This window comes from Caballeronia sp. GAFFF1, assembly GCF_023630705.1.
In the GTDB taxonomy this organism is placed as follows: domain Bacteria; phylum Pseudomonadota; class Gammaproteobacteria; order Burkholderiales; family Burkholderiaceae; genus Caballeronia.
This window is the reverse complement of the sequence record NZ_JALQEM010000034.1, coordinates 119,024-138,749: the sequence shown is the minus strand read 5'-3', so window position 1 is coordinate 138,749 and position 19,726 is coordinate 119,024. Positions and strand designations below refer to the sequence as shown.

At 64.4% G+C, this 19,726-nt stretch carries 16 protein-coding genes and 1 pseudogene; 12 read left to right on the top strand and 5 right to left on the bottom strand.

Features of this window, described 5'->3' with window-relative positions:
- The 3 genes from NCR37_RS20320 to NCR37_RS20310 all read left to right on the top strand — a co-directional run bounded on the left by NCR37_RS20320 (position 1) and on the right by NCR37_RS20310 (position 4,359).
- Entirely contained in the window at positions 1–2,025 is a 2,025-nt protein-coding gene (locus NCR37_RS20320) for a tetratricopeptide repeat protein (protein ID WP_250474628.1), read from the top strand.
- Between the two features lie 10 nt (positions 2,026–2,035).
- Complete coding sequence (locus NCR37_RS20315) at positions 2,036–3,133, top strand: SDR family oxidoreductase (protein ID WP_250474627.1); 1,098 nt, start codon at positions 2,036–2,038, stop codon at positions 3,131–3,133.
- A 74-nt stretch (positions 3,134–3,207) separates the two neighbouring features.
- Positions 3,208–4,359 carry a pectate lyase family protein gene (locus tag NCR37_RS20310; RefSeq protein WP_502800562.1) on the top strand — a complete coding sequence of 384 codons (1,152 nt, stop codon included), beginning with the start codon at positions 3,208–3,210 and terminating at the stop codon, positions 4,357–4,359.
- A gap of 28 nt (positions 4,360–4,387) precedes the next feature.
- Here NCR37_RS20310 and NCR37_RS20305 read toward each other — a convergent pair whose 3' ends face one another.
- The 3 genes and pseudogenes from NCR37_RS20305 to NCR37_RS20295 all read right to left on the bottom strand — a co-directional run bounded on the left by NCR37_RS20305 (position 4,388) and on the right by NCR37_RS20295 (position 7,549).
- Positions 4,388–5,929, bottom strand: coding sequence for a methyl-accepting chemotaxis protein (locus NCR37_RS20305; protein ID WP_250474625.1), 1,542 nt, complete (start codon positions 5,927–5,929; stop codon positions 4,388–4,390).
- A gap of 164 nt (positions 5,930–6,093) precedes the next feature.
- Positions 6,094–6,612 (bottom strand): annotated as a pseudogene (locus tag NCR37_RS20300) (copper chaperone); the annotation flags it as partial.
- A 175-nt stretch (positions 6,613–6,787) separates the two neighbouring features.
- The gene (locus NCR37_RS20295) at positions 6,788–7,549 is read right to left on the bottom strand and encodes a DUF899 domain-containing protein (protein WP_250474623.1); all 762 of its coding nucleotides are present in this window, start codon (positions 7,547–7,549) and stop codon (positions 6,788–6,790) included.
- A 128-nt stretch (positions 7,550–7,677) separates the two neighbouring features.
- On the opposite strand from NCR37_RS20295, the gene NCR37_RS20290 reads away from it, so the two are divergent.
- The 4 genes from NCR37_RS20290 to NCR37_RS20275 all read left to right on the top strand — a co-directional run bounded on the left by NCR37_RS20290 (position 7,678) and on the right by NCR37_RS20275 (position 14,263).
- Positions 7,678–8,898, top strand: a complete 1,221-nt coding sequence (locus tag NCR37_RS20290) for a helix-turn-helix domain-containing protein (protein WP_250474622.1) — start codon at positions 7,678–7,680, stop codon at positions 8,896–8,898.
- Between the two features lie 45 nt (positions 8,899–8,943).
- Positions 8,944–9,582 carry a Vgb family protein gene (locus NCR37_RS20285; RefSeq protein WP_250474621.1) on the top strand — a complete coding sequence of 213 codons (639 nt, stop codon included), beginning with the start codon at positions 8,944–8,946 and terminating at the stop codon, positions 9,580–9,582.
- Between the two features lie 150 nt (positions 9,583–9,732).
- A complete protein-coding gene (locus NCR37_RS20280; RefSeq protein ID WP_250474620.1) occupies positions 9,733–11,862 on the top strand; it encodes a hybrid sensor histidine kinase/response regulator in 2,130 nt (709 codons plus the stop codon).
- A 121-nt stretch (positions 11,863–11,983) separates the two neighbouring features.
- Positions 11,984–14,263, top strand: coding sequence for a putative bifunctional diguanylate cyclase/phosphodiesterase (locus NCR37_RS20275; RefSeq protein WP_250474619.1), 2,280 nt, complete (start codon positions 11,984–11,986; stop codon positions 14,261–14,263).
- A 22-nt stretch (positions 14,264–14,285) separates the two neighbouring features.
- On the opposite strand, the gene NCR37_RS20270 is transcribed toward NCR37_RS20275, so the two are convergent.
- Complete coding sequence (locus tag NCR37_RS20270; protein WP_250474618.1) at positions 14,286–15,227, bottom strand: LysR family transcriptional regulator; 942 nt, start codon at positions 15,225–15,227, stop codon at positions 14,286–14,288.
- 122 nt (positions 15,228–15,349) lie between these two features.
- Here NCR37_RS20270 and NCR37_RS20265 point away from each other — a divergent pair, with 122 nt between their 5' ends.
- Positions 15,350–16,372 carry an alpha/beta fold hydrolase gene (locus tag NCR37_RS20265; protein WP_250474617.1) on the top strand — a complete coding sequence of 341 codons (1,023 nt, stop codon included), beginning with the start codon at positions 15,350–15,352 and terminating at the stop codon, positions 16,370–16,372.
- Positions 16,373–16,399: 27 nt separating this feature from the next.
- Here the strand turns inward: NCR37_RS20265 and NCR37_RS20260 are convergent, their stop codons facing one another.
- On the bottom strand, positions 16,400–16,579 hold the full coding sequence (locus NCR37_RS20260; protein ID WP_250474616.1) for a hypothetical protein: 180 nt from the start codon (positions 16,577–16,579) through the stop codon (positions 16,400–16,402).
- 495 nt (positions 16,580–17,074) lie between these two features.
- Here NCR37_RS20260 and NCR37_RS20255 point away from each other — a divergent pair, with 495 nt between their 5' ends.
- Genes NCR37_RS20255 through NCR37_RS20240 form a run of 4 tightly spaced genes read left to right on the top strand, consistent with a single transcriptional unit; the run spans position 17,075 to position 19,660 of the window.
- Complete coding sequence (locus tag NCR37_RS20255; RefSeq protein WP_250474615.1) at positions 17,075–17,668, top strand: CsgE family curli-type amyloid fiber assembly protein; 594 nt, start codon at positions 17,075–17,077, stop codon at positions 17,666–17,668.
- A 32-nt stretch (positions 17,669–17,700) separates the two neighbouring features.
- Entirely contained in the window at positions 17,701–18,150 is a 450-nt protein-coding gene (locus NCR37_RS20250; RefSeq protein ID WP_250474614.1) for a curli assembly protein CsgF, read from the top strand.
- An 18-nt stretch (positions 18,151–18,168) separates the two neighbouring features.
- Positions 18,169–19,098: a CsgG/HfaB family protein gene (locus tag NCR37_RS20245; protein ID WP_250474613.1), complete on the top strand. Its 930-nt coding sequence runs from the start codon at positions 18,169–18,171 to the stop codon at positions 19,096–19,098.
- 4 nt (positions 19,099–19,102) lie between these two features.
- On the top strand, positions 19,103–19,660 hold the full coding sequence (locus NCR37_RS20240) for a hypothetical protein (RefSeq protein ID WP_250474612.1): 558 nt from the start codon (positions 19,103–19,105) through the stop codon (positions 19,658–19,660).
- The last annotated feature ends 66 nt before the right edge of the window (positions 19,661–19,726 follow it).

Below are 19,726 nucleotides of genomic sequence, written 5' to 3'. Positions count from 1 at the left end.
ATGAACAAGCCGAACGGCCGCACTCTGTTCGATGCCTGCAAGTCGCTAGTCAAAAGAGGCGAGTGGACTGCCGGCCTTGCCGCCTATGCCGATGCGGTGCAAGCCGGCGCTGTGCCTGATGCAGCGGCGCGCCTGTATCGCGCCATTGCGCAGATTCGCGCCGCCGAGCGCCGAGCGGCCGCGATCGATGCACTGGATGCATCGCTCATCCGCGACGCCGATGCCCGCATCGACGTGAAGCGCTTCGTGGTGTCGCCGCTGATCCGGGACGGCGCGCTGAACGACGCAGCCGCCGTCCTCCACGCACTGGTGAACGCTTGGCCCGAGCTCGCCGATGAGCGACGGATGCTCGCGAGCGTCCTCGGCCGCTTGCAGCGCTGGGACGAAGCGGTGACGCATGCAGATGCCGCAGCGCGGATCGAACCTGATGCGCCGGCTGCGCGTGCGGCCTGCATCCAGTTGCGGCTCCAGGCGGGCCGCGTCGCAGAGGCGGCCGAACTGGCGCGCGCGAGCATCGACATGGCGGCGGCGTACGCCGCTCATGCGCACGCGTGGCTCACTGCACTTACGCGCGCGGGGCATACGGAACTCGCCGCGCGGCTCGCATCGCGGCTCGACGTGGCAAACATGCCGAACGATCGCGCTGCGGCGGCCGTCGTGCAGGCGCTCGCGAGCGACAACCGTATCCGACTTGCGATATCCGCAGGAGAGGCCGCGTTGCGCGCCGGACTCGACGGCGCCGCGCTGCGTTCGCAACTGGGGCAGGCGTATCTGGAAAGCGGCGTCTCGAACGGCGGCCATGCGCGAGCGCTCGAACATTTCGCGCGCGGCGTCGCGCTCGCGCCGAACGATGTGCGGCTCATGACGCTCTATGGCGAGACGCTGCTGCGCGCGGGCCGCTATGAAGATGCCGTCACGCATTTGCAAGACGCGTGCGAGCGTTGTCCCGATCTTGCGTACACGCGAACGTTACTCGGCCGGGCATTGCGCTACGGCGGCCGACACGCCGAATCGGCTGACCACATGCTCACGCTTGCTCGGCAGCGCCCGGACGACGAACGCGTGCAGCGTCTCGCGGTCGCGGCGCTGTCTCAGGCCGGGAGAAGGGATGAAGCGTCCGAGCTTTACCGCAGGCGTCTCGACGCGCGAGACCGCCTGCTGCCATCGAGCTTTGCGCTCGCCATGGCGCAGATTGACGAGCGCATCGATGAAATCAGTATTCCGAAGGAAAGACTCGACTGGGCGTGGTCACTGCGCAGCCATGCGGACGCGACGACGCGTGAAGCATGGGAGCGGGCGGCGCGCTGGGGACATCTCGTGGATCATCTGCTGCTCGAATGGCTCGAATGTCGCGATGATCTGATTGAAGATGCCATGACCTTGCTCGACGATCTCGGCGAAACGGAGCGGCGCTTCGCGCCGTTGCTTGCCGCCGGAAAGGGCGTCGTGGTCGCGACCGCGCATGTCGGCCCCATGTACGCGGGCCTGATGGTGCTCGAACTGCTCGGCATTCCGTCGCGCTGGGTGGCGAGCATGCCGGGCGTCGCCACGGCGCATTACGCGTCGGCGCTCATCTCCACGGCGGACCAGACCGAAGCGCAAGTGGCGCGGCAGTGTTTTCGCGCCCTGCAGTCGGGCTTCGCGGTATGTATCGCGGTCGATGGCGCGCCGAACCCCGCCGCGCCTCGCGTTCCGTTCGCCGGGCAAGAGATCACCTACTCGTCGTTCGCGGCGCGGGCCGCGCACCGGCTCGGCTCGCCTTCAGTCTTTTATGCGCCGCGATGGCGAAACGGCAAGATCGTGCAGACACTCGAACTGCTGCCCGCCGCCGAACCCGGTGAGGATGTCGAGCGCTATGCGCTTCGATGGCAGGAGGCTTATCTCGGCCATCTGCGCGAGCATCTCTCCGGAGCGCCGGAAGATCTGCGCCTGAGCGGCGGGCTGTGGCGTCATGTGCGTCCGGTCGATCCGTGTGCGCATGCAACGAGCGCCGCATGCGATCAAAACCTAACGTGTATCAACTGAGCAGAACCTTATGCAGAAAGAAACCCTGTTGAATGAGTCGCCGGTGCCGGCGTGGTTGCTGCACGAGTCGCAAGCCGGCTTGCGCGAGGCGCTCGCTGCGCAGCGCTTTCGATGGCTCGTGACGGGCGCGGCGGGCTTTATCGGATCGAATCTTGTCGAGACGCTTCTCGTGCTCGGGCAGGAAGTGCGCGGCATGGATAACTTCGCGACCGGACATCGGCGCAATCTCCATGAGATCAGGTCGCGCGTCGGCGACATGCGCTGGCGCAATTTCGGCTTTCAGGAAGCGGATATCCGTGACGCGCGCGCATGCGATGCGGCGGTAGACGGCGTGGATTTCGTGCTGCATCAGGCTGCGCTCGGGTCGGTGCCGCGTTCGGTGAAAGATCCGATTGCGTCGCACGATGTCAATGCAACGGGCTTTCTCAACATGCTCGATGCGTCGCGGCGGGCCGGCGTGCGCCGCTTCGTGTACGCGGCGTCGAGTTCCACGTATGGCGATGAACCCAATCTTCCGAAGCGCGAGGAGCGCATAGGCAATCCGTTGTCACCGTATGCCGTCACCAAGCTCGTGAACGAAATCTACGCGAGCGTATATGCGCGAACTTACGGATTCGCATCCATCGGCTTGCGGTACTTCAACGCGTTCGGGCCGCGGCAGGACCCGGACGGCGCCTACGCGGCGGTGATTCCGAAGTGGATTGCCGCGATGCTTTCGGGCGAAGACGTGCAGATCAACGGCGACGGCGAAACGAGCCGCGACTTCTGCTATGTCGGCAATGTCGTGCAGGCGAACTTGCGTGCGGCGCTTCGCGCGGAGCTCGCTTCGAGCGAGGTCTACAACGTCGCGGTGGGCGGACGCACGACGCTCAACGACCTTTTTCATGTAATCCGCGACGGACTCGCGGGGCTGGGCTACGCTTATCACAAGCAACCGGCTCACCGCGATTTCCGCGCGGGCGACGTGCGCCATTCGCAAGCGGACGTGTCGAAGGCGCAGCGGGAACTCGGCCACGTGCCGCTCGTCGATCTGCGCGCGGGAATGACGGAGGCGTTGCCGTGGTACGTCGATTTCCTGACGAACACGAAGCGCGTGCGTGCGTCATGAGGACCTACGCTTACAGCGAGCGCCTTCGCTGGGCGCTGCGGACGTGCGTCGTTCGCGTGATCGCGTGTGCGTCGATGGCTGCGTGCATAACGGCATCCGCCGCGCCGCGCGATTCATGCGAGCGTGCGACCGTGGACTGCGCAATGGTGTCCGAGCTTCTTCAACAGCGAGAAGGCTATGGCCGCGCGGCGACCGGCGGGCTGGACGGCAAAGTGGTGGTTGTGTCGTCGGCGGCGGACGGCGGGCCGGGAACGTTGCGCGATGCACTTGCGCATGCGCGCGGACCGACCTGGATTCGCTTCGCGTCCGATATGAAAATCGCGCTCGCGTCCATGCTTCGCGTGCCGTCCAACGTGACGATAGACGGGCGCGGACACATGGTGGAACTGCTGGACTACGGCTTCGGCATCTATGGCAGCGCGAACGTCATCGTGACGCATCTGACGATAGACGGTCGCTTGCGCACGTTCGCGCAGGCGATCGATATCGCCAATGGATCGCACGATGTCTGGATCGATCACCTCGATCTGTCGCGGTTCGCGGCCCGGCTCGTCAACGTGAAGAACGGCTCGACAGATGTGACGGTCTCGTGGGTGAGGTTCCACGATGATGACAAGGTCATGCTCGTCAATAACATCACCGAGGACAATCTCTTCGCCAACTACGAGCGTGATGCGATCGCTCGCGTGACGATTCACCATAGCTACTTTGTCGATACCATGCAGCGTAATCCGCGCGCGCAGTTCGGGACGATCCACCTCTATAACAATCTGATCGAGAACTGGGACTTCTACGGCATGAGCTTCAGCCTGGAGGCGAGGGCGCTCGTCGAAGGCAACATCTTCTCGAACGCCGCGCATCGCGCGTGCACGGAGCCGGCTTATTTCCCGACGGTCGAAGGCGTCAACGCGAACTATTGCCGCTATATTCCGCAGGCGCCCACACGTAGCGCGCTCGTCAATGGGGAAGCGGATCGCGAACACTATGAGCGCACGAAATCGCTCTACGGGTACACGCACGGCTATCAGGCGTTTCTTGCGGTACGCGACAACCTGTATCTCGGCGACGCGAAAGCAGTGCTGCAAGACGAGCAGCCCGGCAAGGTGCCGAAGCCGCCGTACTGCTACTCGTACGAAGCGCCATCAGTGAATCTCGCCGAGCGTATTCGGGTACATGCGGGCAACACGCGCGACGCTGCACCAGCGATCGGGCGGTGCGGTCCATAAGCGAAGTGCGCGCGTGCCCCTTACGCGTTCACGCAACCTCATGCAGCCGGAACGTCTCCACCGCCGCGCGCAGCGCCGCCGCCTGATCTTCCAGCGATTGCGCGGCGGCTGCCGCTTCCTCGACGAGCGCCGCGTTCTGCTGCGTCACTTCATCCATCTGCGTCACGGCGCGCGCCACCTGATCGATGCCGCTGCTCTGCTCTTCCGATGCCGCCGCGATCTCGCCCATGATGTCGGTCACGCGCTGCACTGCGCCGCTGATCTCGGTCATCGTGCGCCCGGCTTCGTCGACGAGCGCGCTGCCCGACTGCACGCGCTCGACCGATGTGTCGATGAGTTCCTTGATCTCCTTCGCAGCCGCCGACGAACGTTGCGCGAGCGAGCGCACTTCACCCGCCACGACAGCGAAGCCGCGTCCTTCTTCGCCTGCGCGCGCCGCTTCCACGGCTGCGTTCAACGCAAGAATGTTGGTCTGGAAAGCAATGCCTTCGATGATCGTGATGATGTCCGCGATCTTCGCCGAGCTTTGATTGATCTCGCCCATTGTCGTGACGACTTGCGACACGACATGGCTGCCCTTGCTCGCAATCTCCGACGCATTGGCGGCCAGCGTGCTCGCCTGCCGCGCGTTGTCGGCGTTCTGCTTGACGGTGCCCGTGAGTTCATCCATGCTCGACGCCGTTTCCTGCAACGCCGAAGCCTGCTGTTCCGTGCGCGACGATAAGTCGATATTGCCCGCTGCGATCTCTTTCGTTGCAGAGGCGATCGACTCGCTGCCCGAGCGTACCGAGCGCACGGTTTCGATGAGGCTCGCTTGCATCGTCGAAAGGCCGCGCAGAAGTTGGCCCATTTCATCGTTCGAGCTGACCGTTACTTCGCGGCGCAGATCGCCCGATGCAATCGCGCTGAACTGCGTGAGCGCGGCATCCAGCGGACGCGCGATGCGGCGGCGCAGCGACGCCCACGAATAAATCGCGGCAGCCACGCCAGCTAGGATCGCCGCGATGCTCAACAGGCGGAAGGTTTCGAACTGGGCTTGTCCCGCGTCGTAGGCGCGTTGCGCCGATTCGAACTGCAGCTTGCGCAGCGCGACGCCCGTCTTCGCAAATTCGTTGAACGCCGCCTGCATGGTGCTGGCGTCGGCGGTGATCTTCTCCTGATCCTTCGCGCGCACGTCCGCATAACCTTCGTCGATCAGCTTCTGCATTGCGAGACGCTGCTGATTGAACTTCTCGCCGAGCGCCTTTTCTTCCGGATCCTGAGGCAGCGATGCGTATTTGGCCCAGGCTTCGTCCGAGGTCTTGCGCATGATCGCGCCGCGCCCGATGGCGTCTTCGGCCGCGCTCGTGCCCACGTTCAAGGCGGCGCGGTCGAAGCTCAGACGCTCGCGAGCCATGAACATCTCGGCGTTGCCGACGGAAACCGCACTCGGCATTTCATTGGTGAACAGGTCATGCGTCACCGAGTTCGCGCGTGTCATGCCGATGATCCCGAGCACGCCGATACCGATCAGAAGCGCGCTCAGCAGCGTCATGGCCAGAGCCAGCCGCCCTTTGATAGTCGAAAACATGAATTCCCCGAAATGGCTGCATCGCGTCATTCACGCGGAGGCGGCGATGCTGCGCCCACTGCGCGGCCGAGGGAATCCATCGACCTTTGTATATCGACCGCATCGCGCCGCGCTTGAGTCCGGGAAAACATGGATGAGGAAAGCGTACGGCCGATCGTTTTATTTCATGCGACTGCGTGAAGCATCCACGCGGCGCCCGCTGCGATCATCAGTACACCCATGCCTTTGGCCACGCGATGCCCGAAAGGCAGCAGGCGTTCGGCGGCGACGGCGAACGTCACCGCAGCCATTGCTCGGGGGTCCGTCATGCCCGCGACGCATAAAGCCACCGTGAGCGCCGCGCACGATGCAATGCACTGCATGCCGTGCCGCATGCCGTGTCCATACGATGCAAGCAGCGTCGAGCGATGCTCTCTGGCGGCGCGGCAACGCGCGAGGCGGCGCGCCTTCCATCGGCTCGACTGCGCGATGCCTGCAAGCACAATCACCGCGCCGCCCGTGACGGGCTTCGCCATGAAAGGCACGCTCCACGTCGCGCAAATCGGATACATCGCGATGCCGGTTATCGACCATGCCGTGACATAACCCGCCGTCATGGAGACAAGCGCCGCCGCACCGCACCGGTGGTAGCGCCACAACGTCTGCGCGAAGGGCGGCAGCATCATCGCGTTCATCATGACGGCCCACGCCGCGACGAAGGCGACTGCCGCGCCGAGCGGCGTCTGGCCGCAAGGACGCGCCTAGTCCATCGAGGGCATGCACGCGTGACATGCGGCGAGCATCCCGGCACTGAGCGCGAACGCGAAGGCAAGCAGCGCGACGAGTCCGCGCCGCTCATCATCGCTCAGCATGCCGAAATCAGTCCGCGTACTCGTCATGGCGTTTCCACCAGGTGCCGTTCTCATTGCGTCCTTTCGGCGCGCGATCGAGCCATTGATACATGCCCCACAGCGCATCGAGCCCGCGCGCATACGCCGAATACGTGTGATAGACGACGCCGTCTTCCATCGCGAATGCGCTCATGCCGGGGCGATCGCGCGTGAAGGTCGGCGCGTCCGTCCCGCAAGCGGCGGCGAATGCCTTCACGGGTCCGGGCGCGTCCTTCATGTCCATCGCGTGGCCGCCGCGCGCGAAGTTGTATTCGATGTCGCCCGCGCGCTGCTGCGCCTCCGTGAACGACACGTTGAAGTCGTAGTTGAACTCGCCATTCTTCGCGGACGCCCACGGAAAGCGCCATCCCATGCGCTTTTTATAGGCCGTTACCTTGTCGATGGACGCGCGCGAGACCGCCCACAGCGCGACATCGTGATGCGCGAGATGAACTGCGAAGCCATCGAAGCCGTCCGCAATCGACGAGCACGACGGACAGCCCGCGCTCCAGTCCGGTCCGAACATGAAGTGATAGACGAGCAGTTGCGAGCGCCCGCCAAAGAGGTCGGCGAGCGTGGCATCGCCGGCTTCGGTATCGAAGCGATACGTCTTGTCGATGCGAACCCACGGCAAAGCCTGACGTTGCCGCGCGAGTTCGTCGCTTCGGCGCGTGAGTTCCTTTTCCGCTTTCAGCAGATCGAGCCGTGCGGCGAGCCAGTCATTGTGTGTCGCAGTGGTGTGAGTCGTCATTTGCGTTGCCTCCGTTGTGCGGCGGTGCGTGCGCACCGGTTTGGGATCATTGCAAGGCTCGCCATGCATGGTGTTAGATTAGTGCGGGGCATCGGACGCGGGGGAGTGACAAGCGTGTCGGGATTCGCATGGATTCGTTGATGACGGCGGCGGCGCGCGCGCTCGCGGCGGGCGATCCGCTCGGCGCGCTGAATCGCGTGGCGCTGCGCGACGATGCCCCCGCGCTCGCGCTGCGCGGCATCGCGATGGCGCAGCTCGGCGACTTCCCGCGGGCGAAGACGCTGCTCAGGCGCGCGTCTCGCGCGTTCGGCGTGAAGGAAGCGGTGGCGCGCGCCCGCTGCGTCGTGGCTGAAGCCGAGATTGCGCTCGCATCGCGGGAACTCGCGTGGCCCGCGAAGGCGCTGGACCGCGCGCGCGCGACGCTCGAAGCGCACGGCGATCGCATCAACGCGGCGCACGCGCGTTATCTCGACGCGCGACGCGCGCTCCTCATCGGGCGCATCGACGAAGCCGAAGAGACGCTTCGCGCGCTCGGTGCGTCCGCGCTGCCGCCCGCGTTGCTTGCCGCGCATGCGCTGATCGAAGCGGGCATCGCCATGCGCCGTCTTCAGGCGAAAAGAGCGCGCGCCGCGCTGCATCGTGCGAGACAAGCCGCGCGAGTCGCGGGCATTGCAGCGCTGTCCGCGGAAGTCGACCATGCGCGCGCGCTGCTCGATACGCCCGCTGCGCGGTTCATCGCACAGGGCGACACGCGTCATGTCCTGCTGGACGATGTGGAAGCATTGTTCGCATCGAACACGCTCGTCATCGACGCCTGCCGCCATGCCGTGCGCGATGCGCACACAGTCGTCTCGCTCGCGACGCGCCCGGTGCTCTTCACGCTCGCACGCTTGCTCGGCGAGGCATCGCCCGACGACGTGCCGCGCGATCGACTGATTGCATCGGCGTTTCGCATGCGTCACGCGGACGAGACGCATCGCGCGCGGTTGCGAGTCGAGATGGGACGCTTGCGCACGCTGCTGCGACCGCTCGCGCAGATTCGGGCGACGCGCGACGGGTACGCGCTCGCGCCGCACCGAGCGGCACATGTTGCCGTGCTCGCGCGGCCTCTGGACGACGCGCACGCGCCGCTGCTCGCCTTTCTGGCTGACGGCGAAGCGTGGTCGAGTTCCGCGTTGGCCCTTGCGCTCAACGCCAGCCAACGCACGGTGCAACGCGCGCTGGAAACATTGGCCGCGTCGGGCAAGGTGCAGTCGTTCGGGCGCGGCCGCGCGCGCCGGTGGCTCGCGCCGCCCACGCCGGGATTCACGCCGGCCTTGTTACTCCCCGCCGACCTCGCGAGCGGCTAGCATCATCGCAATGCATCGAACGATGCGCGACGAGAGGACCGAGCCATGAAACGCGCGAAAGCAGAAATCATCCGTGAATACGGGCCTTTCCCGGATGTGGAAGGCGTGCACGGCGTGACGTTCGACGGTCATGCCGTGTGGTTCGCGGCAGGCGATACGCTCAACGCTTTCGATCCCGCGACGGGCGAGCCGCAACGCACGCTTCATGTCGCGGCTCATGCGGGAACGGCTTTCGATGGCGAGCATCTCTATCAGATTGCGGAAGACCGCATTCACAAGATCGATCCGCGAACGGGCCGCGTCGTCTCGACGATTCCGGCGCCCGGCGGCGGTGCGGACTCGGGCCTTGCGTGGGGCGAAGGCACGCTCTGGGTCGGCCAGTACCGTGACCGCAAGATCCATCAGATCGATGCGACGAGCGGCGAGGTTCTGCGCACCATCGAATCGAACCGGTTCGTGACGGGCGTTACGTGGGTCGAAGGCGAGTTGTGGCACGCCACATGGGAAGGCGATGAAAGCGAATTGCGGCACGTCGATCCGGCTACGGGCCATGTGCTCGAACGGCTCGACATGCCCGAGGGGGCGAGCATCTCGGGGCTGGAATCGGACGGGCATGACCGCTTCTTTTGCGGAGGCGGACGCTCGGCCAAAGTGCGTGTCGTGCGTCGGCCGAAGACGCCTTAAGCCACGCAATTCTTCCTGACGGTCCAGCGCGGCGCGCATGACGACGAGCGTCTTTTTCGCGCGTGCGAGCGCAATAGCCCTTATGCTCTCGCATGAAGCGCGCGGCTCTTGAGTGAGGCTCCCTGCGCAAAAACTCGACAAAGGCCGGCCTTGACTTCCACCACCATCGATTCAATTCAACTCGATTCATGGGTCGGGGAGACAGCCCGCGCCATCCGCGATTTCGACTGGTCGGCCACGCCGCTTCGCAGCATCGGCGAATGGCCGCAGGCGCTGCGCTCCGTCGTGCAGGTGATGCTGCGCAATGCGTTGCCGATGGCCGTGCTATGGGGCGAAGAGGGTACCTTGCTCTACAACGACGCGTACGCGAAGTTCTCCGGCGCGCGGCATCCCGGCATTCTCGGCATGCCGATCGAAAAGGCCTGGCCGGAAGCGTCGGAGTTCAACCGCAATGTCGTGGACTCGTGCTTGAGCGGCGAATCGCTGTCGTACCACGACATCGGCTTCGTGCTCGCGACCCACGGCCGTCCGGCGCAAGTGTGGCTCGATCTGCACTACAGTCCCGTGGCCTCGGACGACGGCACGCCTGCGGGCGTGCTTGCCATCGTCGTCGATACGACCGAGCGCGTGCTGCTCGAACACAACCGCGCGGTCGCGGAGGCCGCCTTGCGCGAGGCCAACGACCGCCTGAATCTCGCGCTGAACTCGGGCGCCGTGCTCGGCGTGTTCGTGTGGGAGATCGGGTCCAACCGCGTTCTGGGCGACGAACGCTTCGCCCGCACGTTCTCGGTTCCCTTCGAACAGATGGCGGAGGGCTGGCCGTTGGAGGCCGCGCTCGACATCATGCATCCGGCGGATCGCGAGCATGTGCACGAGTCGATCGAGCGCACTGTGCGCGACGGCGTGCCGTATCGCGCGGAATACCGCATTCGCACGCCCGGCGGCGGATGGATGTGGATTCTCGCGAGCGGCCGCTGCGACTACGACGAACGCGGCCGGCCTTTGCGCTTTCCCGGCGTCCTCGTTGACATTCACGACCGCAAGATTGCGGAAGAGAGCCTGAAGGAACTCACGCGCGGCCTCGAAGACAAGATATCGGAGGCGGTCGCCGCGCGCATCGCGGTGGAAGCGCAACTGCGCCAGAGCCTGAAAATGGAGGCGCTCGGCGCGATGACAGGCGGCGTCGCGCACGACTTCAACAATACGCTGCAAGCCATCAGCGGCAATCTGCAATTGCTGCAGTATCTTCCGCCGACGGACCCGCGCGTGCCCGAGCGCGTGCATGCCGCCATGGAGGCCGTGGAGCGCGGCGCGAAACTCGCCTCGCAGCTGCTGTCGTTCGCGCGGCGGCAGCCGCAGTCGCCGGTGGTCATCAATCCGCGCCGCCTGCTCGGTGAAATCCGCGAACTGTTGCAGCATGCCGTTGGCGCGTCGGTGTCCATCGGCACGCACTGGCCGGACGATGCCTGGAACTTCTGCGTCGACCGCAATCAGCTGGAAAATGCGCTGCTCAATCTCGCGATCAACGCACGCGACGCGATTCGCGGCGACGGCAAGTTCACGCTGACATGCTCCAACGAAGTGCTCGGCGAAGCGGCGTGCGAAGGCAAGGACGTGCGCCCCGGCGAATACGTGCGGCTTTGCGCATCCGACACCGGCTCGGGCATGGCCCCTCACGTGCTCGAACACGCGTTCGAGCCGTTCTTCACGACCAAGCCCGAAGGGCACGGAACGGGCCTCGGCTTGAGCATGGTGTTCGGCTTCGTCAAGCAATCGGGCGGACATATCGACATATCGAGCACGGTAGGCTCGGGCACCACGGTCGAACTGTACTTTCCGCGCAGCTTCGAACCAGAATCCGTGGCCGTGCCCGGCGGCCCGCTCGCCACGCAGACGGGCGGCGCGACGCTGCTCGTGGTGGATGACGATGCCGCCGTGCTTTCGTCGACAGTCGCCATTCTCGAAGCCTTGCACTACACCGTACTCAAGGCCGCGAACGGCGATGCCGCGATGAGCGTGCTGCAAAGCGGCGTCGGCGTGGACCTCATCCTGACCGACGTGGTGATGCCCGGCAAGACGAAGTGCGCCGATCTCGCGGAATGGGCGTTCGCGCAGACACGGCCCGTGCCCGTCATCTACGTTTCGGGCTACACGCGCGACATCATCTTGCGCGACGGCGTGCTGCGTCCGAACGTGACGCTGTTGAGCAAACCGTATCGCGCGGAGACGCTGGCGAGGGAAATCGCGTCGGCCTTGAAAGGCGCGCCGCTCACGCATTGATTCACGCGCAGAGGCAGGTTTCGTCCGCATTTCTCCGGAGCATTGCCCGGCTCAAGACTTTCCGCATCGCGCCGTTAAGCAGCGAGTAACGCCGCACTCACGGCGGAAAGGGACCACAGCAGTGCAGGAAAGAGCGAGCGATTTTCTCGGAGCGATCGGCGATAGCGTCGCGCGGCGACTGCCGTACGTGGAACGCGCGCGCCGGTTCGACGCCTACGCGCTGGCGGTGCTGGGCGCGGCGCTCGTCGCGTGCCTGACGCCGTTCGTGCCGCATGCGTGCGCGCTTGTCCTGAGCGCCGCGTGCGCCGCAGCCGTGGCGGTCGTGCATTGCATGCTGCGGTCCAAACGCCAGCTCTTCGCCGCGCAGCAGTTCTCGAACGGGCTGCTTTCCATCGCCGAAGACTGCATCAAGCTGCTCGATCTCGATGGCCGCGTGACCTGCATCTCCGATGTCGGCACGCGGCTGCTGGAAGCGGCAGATGCGAAGGAAATTGTCGGCATCGACTGGCTCGCGCTGTGGGACGGCGCGGACGCGCGGGCGGCATTCGAACACGCGAAGGCGGGCCAGTCCGTTTCGTTCTCGGGCGCATGCCCGACGATGGCCGGCTCGCCGAAGTGGTGGACGTCCACGTTCGCGCCGGTCTATGGCGAAGAAGGCTGCGTCGTCGCGGTGCTCTGCAAATCGCGCGATATCACGGCGGAAGTCGATCTGATCGAGGAACTGCGCGGCAATGCCCGCGTGCAGAAGGACATGGAAGACCACGTCGATGCCGTCTTCTGGACCGCGAGCCATGACTTCAAGGAACTATTGCATGTGAGCTCGGCGTTCGAACGCATGTGGGAAATGCCCGTGGCCGCGCTCGAAACCGACAAGACGGCGTGGATGCAGCGCGTGCATTCCGAGGACATGCCCGGCCTGCGCGCCAAGATGCGCGATGCCGTGAATAGCGGCGCGCCGTCGCAGAGCTATTTCCGTTTGTGTCTTGCCGGCGACCGCACGCGCTGGGTGCGCGCGGACATCTATCCTGTCAGCGAAGACGGCGCGGTCTCGCGCGTAGTCAGCGTATGCGTCGACGCGACCGAAGAACGCATGAACTTGCAGGCGCTCAATCGCCTCGCGAACACCGACAGCCTCACCGGACTGCACAACCGCAACGCGATGATGCATGCGCTCGTCGAGCGATGCGCGTCGGGCGAGCCGTTCGCGTATCTGTTCATCGACATCGACCGCTTCAAGTCCATCAACGATACGGCGGGCCACAGCGCGGGCGATGCCGTGCTCAAGGCGATTGCCGAACGCATCGGCGAGGCTATGCCGCAAGGCGCAGTCGCGGCGCGTGCCGGTGGCGACGAATTCACCATTGTTCTTCCCGGCGCATTCGATCAGGAACGGATCGAGCGCGCGTGCAGACGGCTTGCGCTTGCCTGTAGCCGGCCGATCAAGACCGGCTGCAAGACCGTCAACATGACATGCTCGATCGGCGTTGCTCTGTACCCCGAACATGGCCGCACGCCCGAGACGCTGTTCATCAGCGCGGACATGGCCATGTATGCCGCAAAACGCGCCGGCCGCAACGCATTTCGCGTGTTCGGCGAGCGCGAGAAGGACGACCTCGCGCGCGCGCATCTCGAGACCGAATTGCACGGCGCCATTCGCGACAACCAGTTCGTTCTGCACTATCAGCCGCAATACTCCATCCACACGGACGGGCTTGTCGGTGTCGAGGCGCTGTTGCGCTGGCAGCATCCGCAGATCGGTCTCATTTCGCCGGCGGCGTTCGTGCCCGTGCTGGAAGAAAGCGGGCTGATCGTGGAGGCGGGGCACTGGATCATTCGCGAAGCCGTGCAGGCGGCAAGGCGCCTTGCCGCATCCGTGCCCGAGGTGCGGTCGGTCGCGGTGAACGTCTCGCCGAAGCAGTTGCGCGATCCACGGCTCGTTCCCGTCCTTCAGCATGTCATCAAGCGATCCGGCATCGACGCGAATTGCATTACGCTCGAAATTACCGAGTCCGCGCTGATCGAGAATGTCGACGACGCCCAGGGCGTCCTGTCGAAACTGCGCGCGCTTGGCGTGCGCATCGCCATCGACGATTTCGGTACCGGCTATTCGAGCCTGAGTTATCTGGCGCGCTTCAGGCCGGACGTGCTGAAGCTGGACAAGTCCTTCGTCGATAACATCGCCACCGACGCGATGACGCGCACGGTGGTCGAAGGCGTGATCGATCTCGCGCACAAGCTCGGCGTGATCGTGGTGGCCGAAGGTGTCGAGACGCAGGAGCAACTGGAACGCCTCAAAGAAGCCGGTTGCGACAAGATGCAGGGCTTTCTCCGCTCGCGGCCGGTTGCGCTCGAAGCATTGCTTGAGCAGGCCGCTTGCGTGGAAGCAGACGGCGTGCGTTAAGGCTGCGGGCAGCGCCGTTACATCATTTTGCTGAGCGCTTGCGACGCTTGTCACGTTGCGCGAACATCGGCATGGCGTCCAGCAGCCATGTGAGCAGCGCCTGGGGTCCGGCTGCGAGCGGCCTGCCCGCCTTCAACAACACGCGCGCCTGAATGTTCTCGAAGACGGGGTGCGCAATGGGCACCGTCTTCATCTCGCCGCTCGCAATCTCGCGATACGCAGCGAACGCACCGATCAACGTGATGAAGTCCCCCGCGCTCACGATGCGCTTCAATGCGGTGAGGGAGTTGGTCGTGAGTGTCGCGCGGATGGAGACGCCCTCCGCCAGTTCCACCATCTTCACGACGTGGCCGATGCCGAACGTGGGCGGCATGAGGGCGAGCGGATAATCGCGCAGGTCGTCGATGCGTGCCACGCCGCCGCGTTCGACGAGCGGATGATCGCGCCGTGCAAGCAGCACCACTGGCTGCGCCGAGCTTGCGCGGACCTCGATGCGCGGGTGCGGCGGCGGGTTGTACGCGAGCCCGATATGCGCGCGGCTTTGCGCGACTTCCTCGATGATCTCATCGACGGCCAGCATCTCCACCGTTACGTCGAGGCCCGCATAACGCGCGCAGAACCGCGCGAGAACGTCGTCCACCAGCATGTCGACGTAGCCCTCGCTCACGGCAAGCCTGATCTTGCCTTGCTGAAGCCCCTTCAACGCATGAAGCTGATCCTCCAGCTTCTCCTGCTGCGAACGATACCCGCGCCAGAATTCGAGCAGATGAAACGCAGCCTCCGTCGGACGAACGCCGCGCGCCTGACGTTCGAAGAGCAGCGTGTCGAGTTCGTCTTCGAGCAACTTGATCTGCCGCGCAATCACCGAAGGCGACGTGTTCAGACGATCCGCCGCGCCGCGAATAGTGCCGTGCGCCAGGACCTCATTGAAGTAGCGCAGACGCTGCTGATTGATCTCTCGCATGACCATGTCCCCGTCAGTGAGCGTTGTTCACTGAGCAACGATACGTGAACTTTGTTGCTCTTGCTCGGACGGCGCGACGCGTCCATCATGCGCTTCATCGACGACACCTTCGGGAGAGTGACATGACGGAGAACATCAACGGCTCGCGCCGCCGCTTGCTCGGTGCGACGATTGCAGGTATCGGCGCGATGCAGTTGGGCTTCAGCGGTCTCGTTCGCGCGCAGTCGGCGGGCACAGCGAGCGCGGCTTCTTTTGGCGATATCCGTCAGATCAATGCTGGCACGCTCAATATCGGCTATGCGCAGGCCGGCCCGGAAAACGGTCCGCCGGTCATCCTTCTGCACGGCTGGCCGTACGACATTCATAGCTTCGCCGAAGTCGCGCCGATGCTTGCGGCCGCGGGGTACCGGGTGATCGTGCCTTATTTGCGTGGCTACGGCTCGACGCGCTTCCTCTCGGCCGATACTCCGCGCAACGGACAGCAGGCGGTCGTCGCCGTGGATATCATCGCGCTCATGGATGCGCTGCGCATTCAAAAGGCGCTCGTCGCGGGCTTCGACTGGGGCGCGCGCACCGCAGATATCGTCGCGGCGTTGTGGCCCGAGCGTTGCAAGGCGCTCGTGTCCGTGAGCGGGTATCTCATCGGCAGTCAGGAAGCGAATCGCGCGCCGTTGCCGCCGAAAGCGGAGTACGCATGGTGGTATCAGTTTTACTTCGCGACCGAACGCGGCCGCGCGGGCTATGAAGCGAATCGCCGCGCGTTCTCGAAGCTGATATGGCAAACGGCATCGCCAGAGTGGCATTTCGACGACGCGACGTTCGAGCGCTCCGCGCAGGCGTTCGATAACCCGGATCACGTCGCGGTCGTCATTCACAACTATCGGTGGAGGCTGGGGCTTGCGGAAGGCGAGCCGCAATACGACGCGCTCGAGAAGCGCCTCGCGGCCGCGCCGCCGATCACGGTTCCGACCATCACGATGGAAGGCGATGCAAACGCCGCGCCGCATCCGAGCCCCTCGGCGTATGCGAAGAAGTTTACCGGCAAGTACCGGCATATCGACGTGGGGGGCGGCGTGGGACACAATCTGCCGCAGGAAGCGCCGAAGGCGTTCGCCGATGCGGTGATCGCGGTGGATCGCATGTGAGAGAAAGCGCCACGCCGGCCGCGTGGCTCAAAAGCACACGTAGGAATGCGAAACGAACTCGCATTGCACCGATCCGATCTGATGCAGCATTTTGACCGTATCGCCGATGGCCTCGTTGACGGTCTTCGCGCCGCCGCGCACGTTTTTCATAGCGTTGCGGTCGAGGTCTTCGGAGATCGGCAGGTCCTTGATGGTGAGCGTGTTCATGGCAGTGCCCCTTAAGTGTTTGGGTGTCGTGACGCGTGAGTGGTCACCCTGTTCATCATGCACCGCCTGTGCCAGCGCGCAGGTCGAAGACTTCGAAGCCGCGCCATGTAAGCCTCCTCGCGCATCGAAACGGCTTGAGCGATCACGCGCGCTAGCGCGAATGTCGCGCTGCAACCGACAGCTCCGCACCGAAAGCGTGGCTCTGTCCGACACTATCGTTTGCGCAAACGTTTCGTCGGCGATCGAACTCGCTTGCCTTCATTCAATCCCCGAGCGCATTACAGAAATCGAATATTTCCTCAGACTAATGTGGCGCATGCCACATATCGACTCGGCCCTTTTGCGCAAAATTCGTTCCGTCTAACGAATAACAACAAGCAACGTCTGAAGGCGGCACCATAGCGGCCAAGGACATACGGGGAAGTCATGCAGCGAGAGAGAAAGCAGCCTAGCCAAGGGCGTGCAATCGCAGTGTGCATCATCGCTTTATCGGTCGTGCCAAGCCGTGCATTTGCTCAGGATGCCGAATCGGTTCCCGCCGCGCACGCGGAGCCGTCCGTTGCCGCGCAGCCGCTCATTTCGCTTCCGACGACGCCGACGCCGAGCCCGGTCGGCAAGACGACGCCCCTGCCAGCCGCGAACGGTGCGCCGCTTTCGCCACGCGGCACGGTGAACGCATCGGAGTCGCTGGAAAAGAGCGCGACGCTCGCGGGAACGCCACGCGCCCGTACAGCCGATATTACCGGCCAGAAGCCGCTCGACGATGCGCTCGGCGGTGTCGTGACCACCGACACAGTGACGCTCGCAGGGCAGGACTTCTATAACTGGTTCGCGCAGGCATGGAGCGCGATTCCGTTGAGCGAGCGTTACGTCGTGTCGGTTCACGAGCGTCCTTCCGCGCGCTACGGCAGCCTCGTATGGGTCGAGTTCGGTCAGCGTCGCGTCTTTCAGGCGTTCTTGCCGATCGCGCGGGCCAACGTGCGGCCGGTCGCGGAAGGCGCGGCACAGGTGGCGTTCCAGAACGTCATGCAGGCAGACCTCACACGTCTGCTCTTTCGCGACGCCGACATGGCGAACGACGAACTCTGATAAAAGCAACACGGCCAACTACGGGGAACACGATGAAAACCAAGGCGCTTGTCCGCAGCGCGATGCTCGCCTGCGCGCTCTCGATGCCGCTTCTGACGCCGCTTGCCGCTCACGCGACGACGCTCGTCTATGAGCCGGTGAATCCCAACTTCGGCGGCAATCCGCTCAACGGCGTGAATCTGCTGAACGAAGCGAACGCGCAGAACAAATACAAAGATCCGTCGCTCGCGGATTACGGCACGAGCGGACAGTCCACGCTCGACCAGTTCAACACGCAACTGCAGCAGGCGATTCTGTCGCGCGTGGCGTCGTCGATTTCGAGCTCGATCGTCGGCACCGACGGCACGCTGCATCCGGGGACCATCAACACGGGCAACTTCTCGATTGCGATCACGCAAGTCACGGGCGGCAATCTGCAAGTGACGACGACCGACAAAACGACCGGCGCATCCACCACTTTCATCGTCGGCAACGGCCAGTAAGACGAGCGCACATAAGCCATGAACAACAAGACATTCCGGACCGCCGCGCTCGGCGCCACGCTTGCTGCCGCGATGCTGCTCACCGGCTGCGTGACCGCGCCGATGCCCTCGGCAGGCAATGCCACGCTGACGCCGCCGACACGCGTCACGCGCGATCTCACGCACCTGCCGCCGCCGAAGGGCAAGATCTACGCGGCCGTGTACGGTTTTCGCGACCTCACGGGTCAATACAAGCCGTCGCCGGACAGCTCGTTCTCGTCGCAAGTCACGCAAGGCGGCGCGTCGTTTCTCGTGAAGGCCATGCGCGATTCCGGCTGGTTTCAGCCCGTCGAACGCGAGAATCTTCAGGACCTGCTGACCGAACGCAAGATCATGCGTGCGCTCGAAACGCCCGACGACAAGAACCGTGCAGGCGCCAACATCACGCAGATCGGCGCGCTGGCGCCCGCGAACATCGTGCTGGAAGGCGGCATCGTCGGCTATGACTCGAACATTCGCACGGGCGGCGCGGGCGTCGCGTATCTCGGGATCTCGGCGTCGCAGCAGTATCGCGTCGATCAGGTGACCGTGAACCTACGCGCGGTGGATATTCGCAACGGCACCATTCTCAATAGCGTATCGACGACCAAGACCATCTACTCGATTCAGGTCGATACGGGCGTGTATCGCTTCATCGGCTTCAAGGATCTGTTGCAGGCCGAAATCGGCATGACGCGCAACGAGCCGCAACAGTTGTGCGTGAACGAGGCGATCGAATCGGCGCTCGTGCATCTGATCGTGCAGGGCGTGGCGAACCAGACGTGGGCGCTCAAGGACATGAAAGACTGGTACGACCCGACTATGCAGCGTTATCTCCAGGAAAACCAGGGTTACGTGCAGACGATGGAAGACGTGAACCCGCCGTATAGCGCGGTGAAGATCGATCCGCCGAAAACATTGGGAAGCTGATTCGATGAACAAGCCTAACCAAGTGATACCGCCGCGCGCGCCGTGGCGGGCGTCGAAAGTCGCGCTGTGCGCCGGCGTGTTCGCGGTCGTGAGCCTCTCGCTTGCCGTCTTCGCAGCGGACCTTTCGCCGGTGTCGGACTTCGGTCCCGCGGAGCCGGGCTTCGGCGGCGCGACGCAGGTTGCGCGCGTCGCGCAGCACGGCGCCAACAATCGCGTCACCGGGATTCAGGCGGGGCAGAACGGCCTCGTCGTGAATCAGGCGGGCATCGCGAACGCAGCCGTGACCGCGCAGGCCGGCAACGACAACTGGTCGGTCGTGCAACAAGGCGGCAACGCCAATCAGTACAACGGTTATCAGGCCGGGCAGTACAACCGGTCGATCTCAGTGCAAGGCGGTAGCGGCAATGCAGCAACGGTGACGCAGATCGGATCTTCGATGTCTTCGCAAGTGACGCAACTCGGCAACAACAACGAAGTGTCCATCCTGCAAAGCCGCAATGGAGCGGGGCTCCAGGTCATGCAGAACGGCAACGGCGCGCGGGCGTCGGTGCTGATGAAGTAACCCGTTTTTCGGCCTTGGCGACATGTCACGGCGCGAGGAGACCGTAGTAAGCAGTACGTAGGGTAT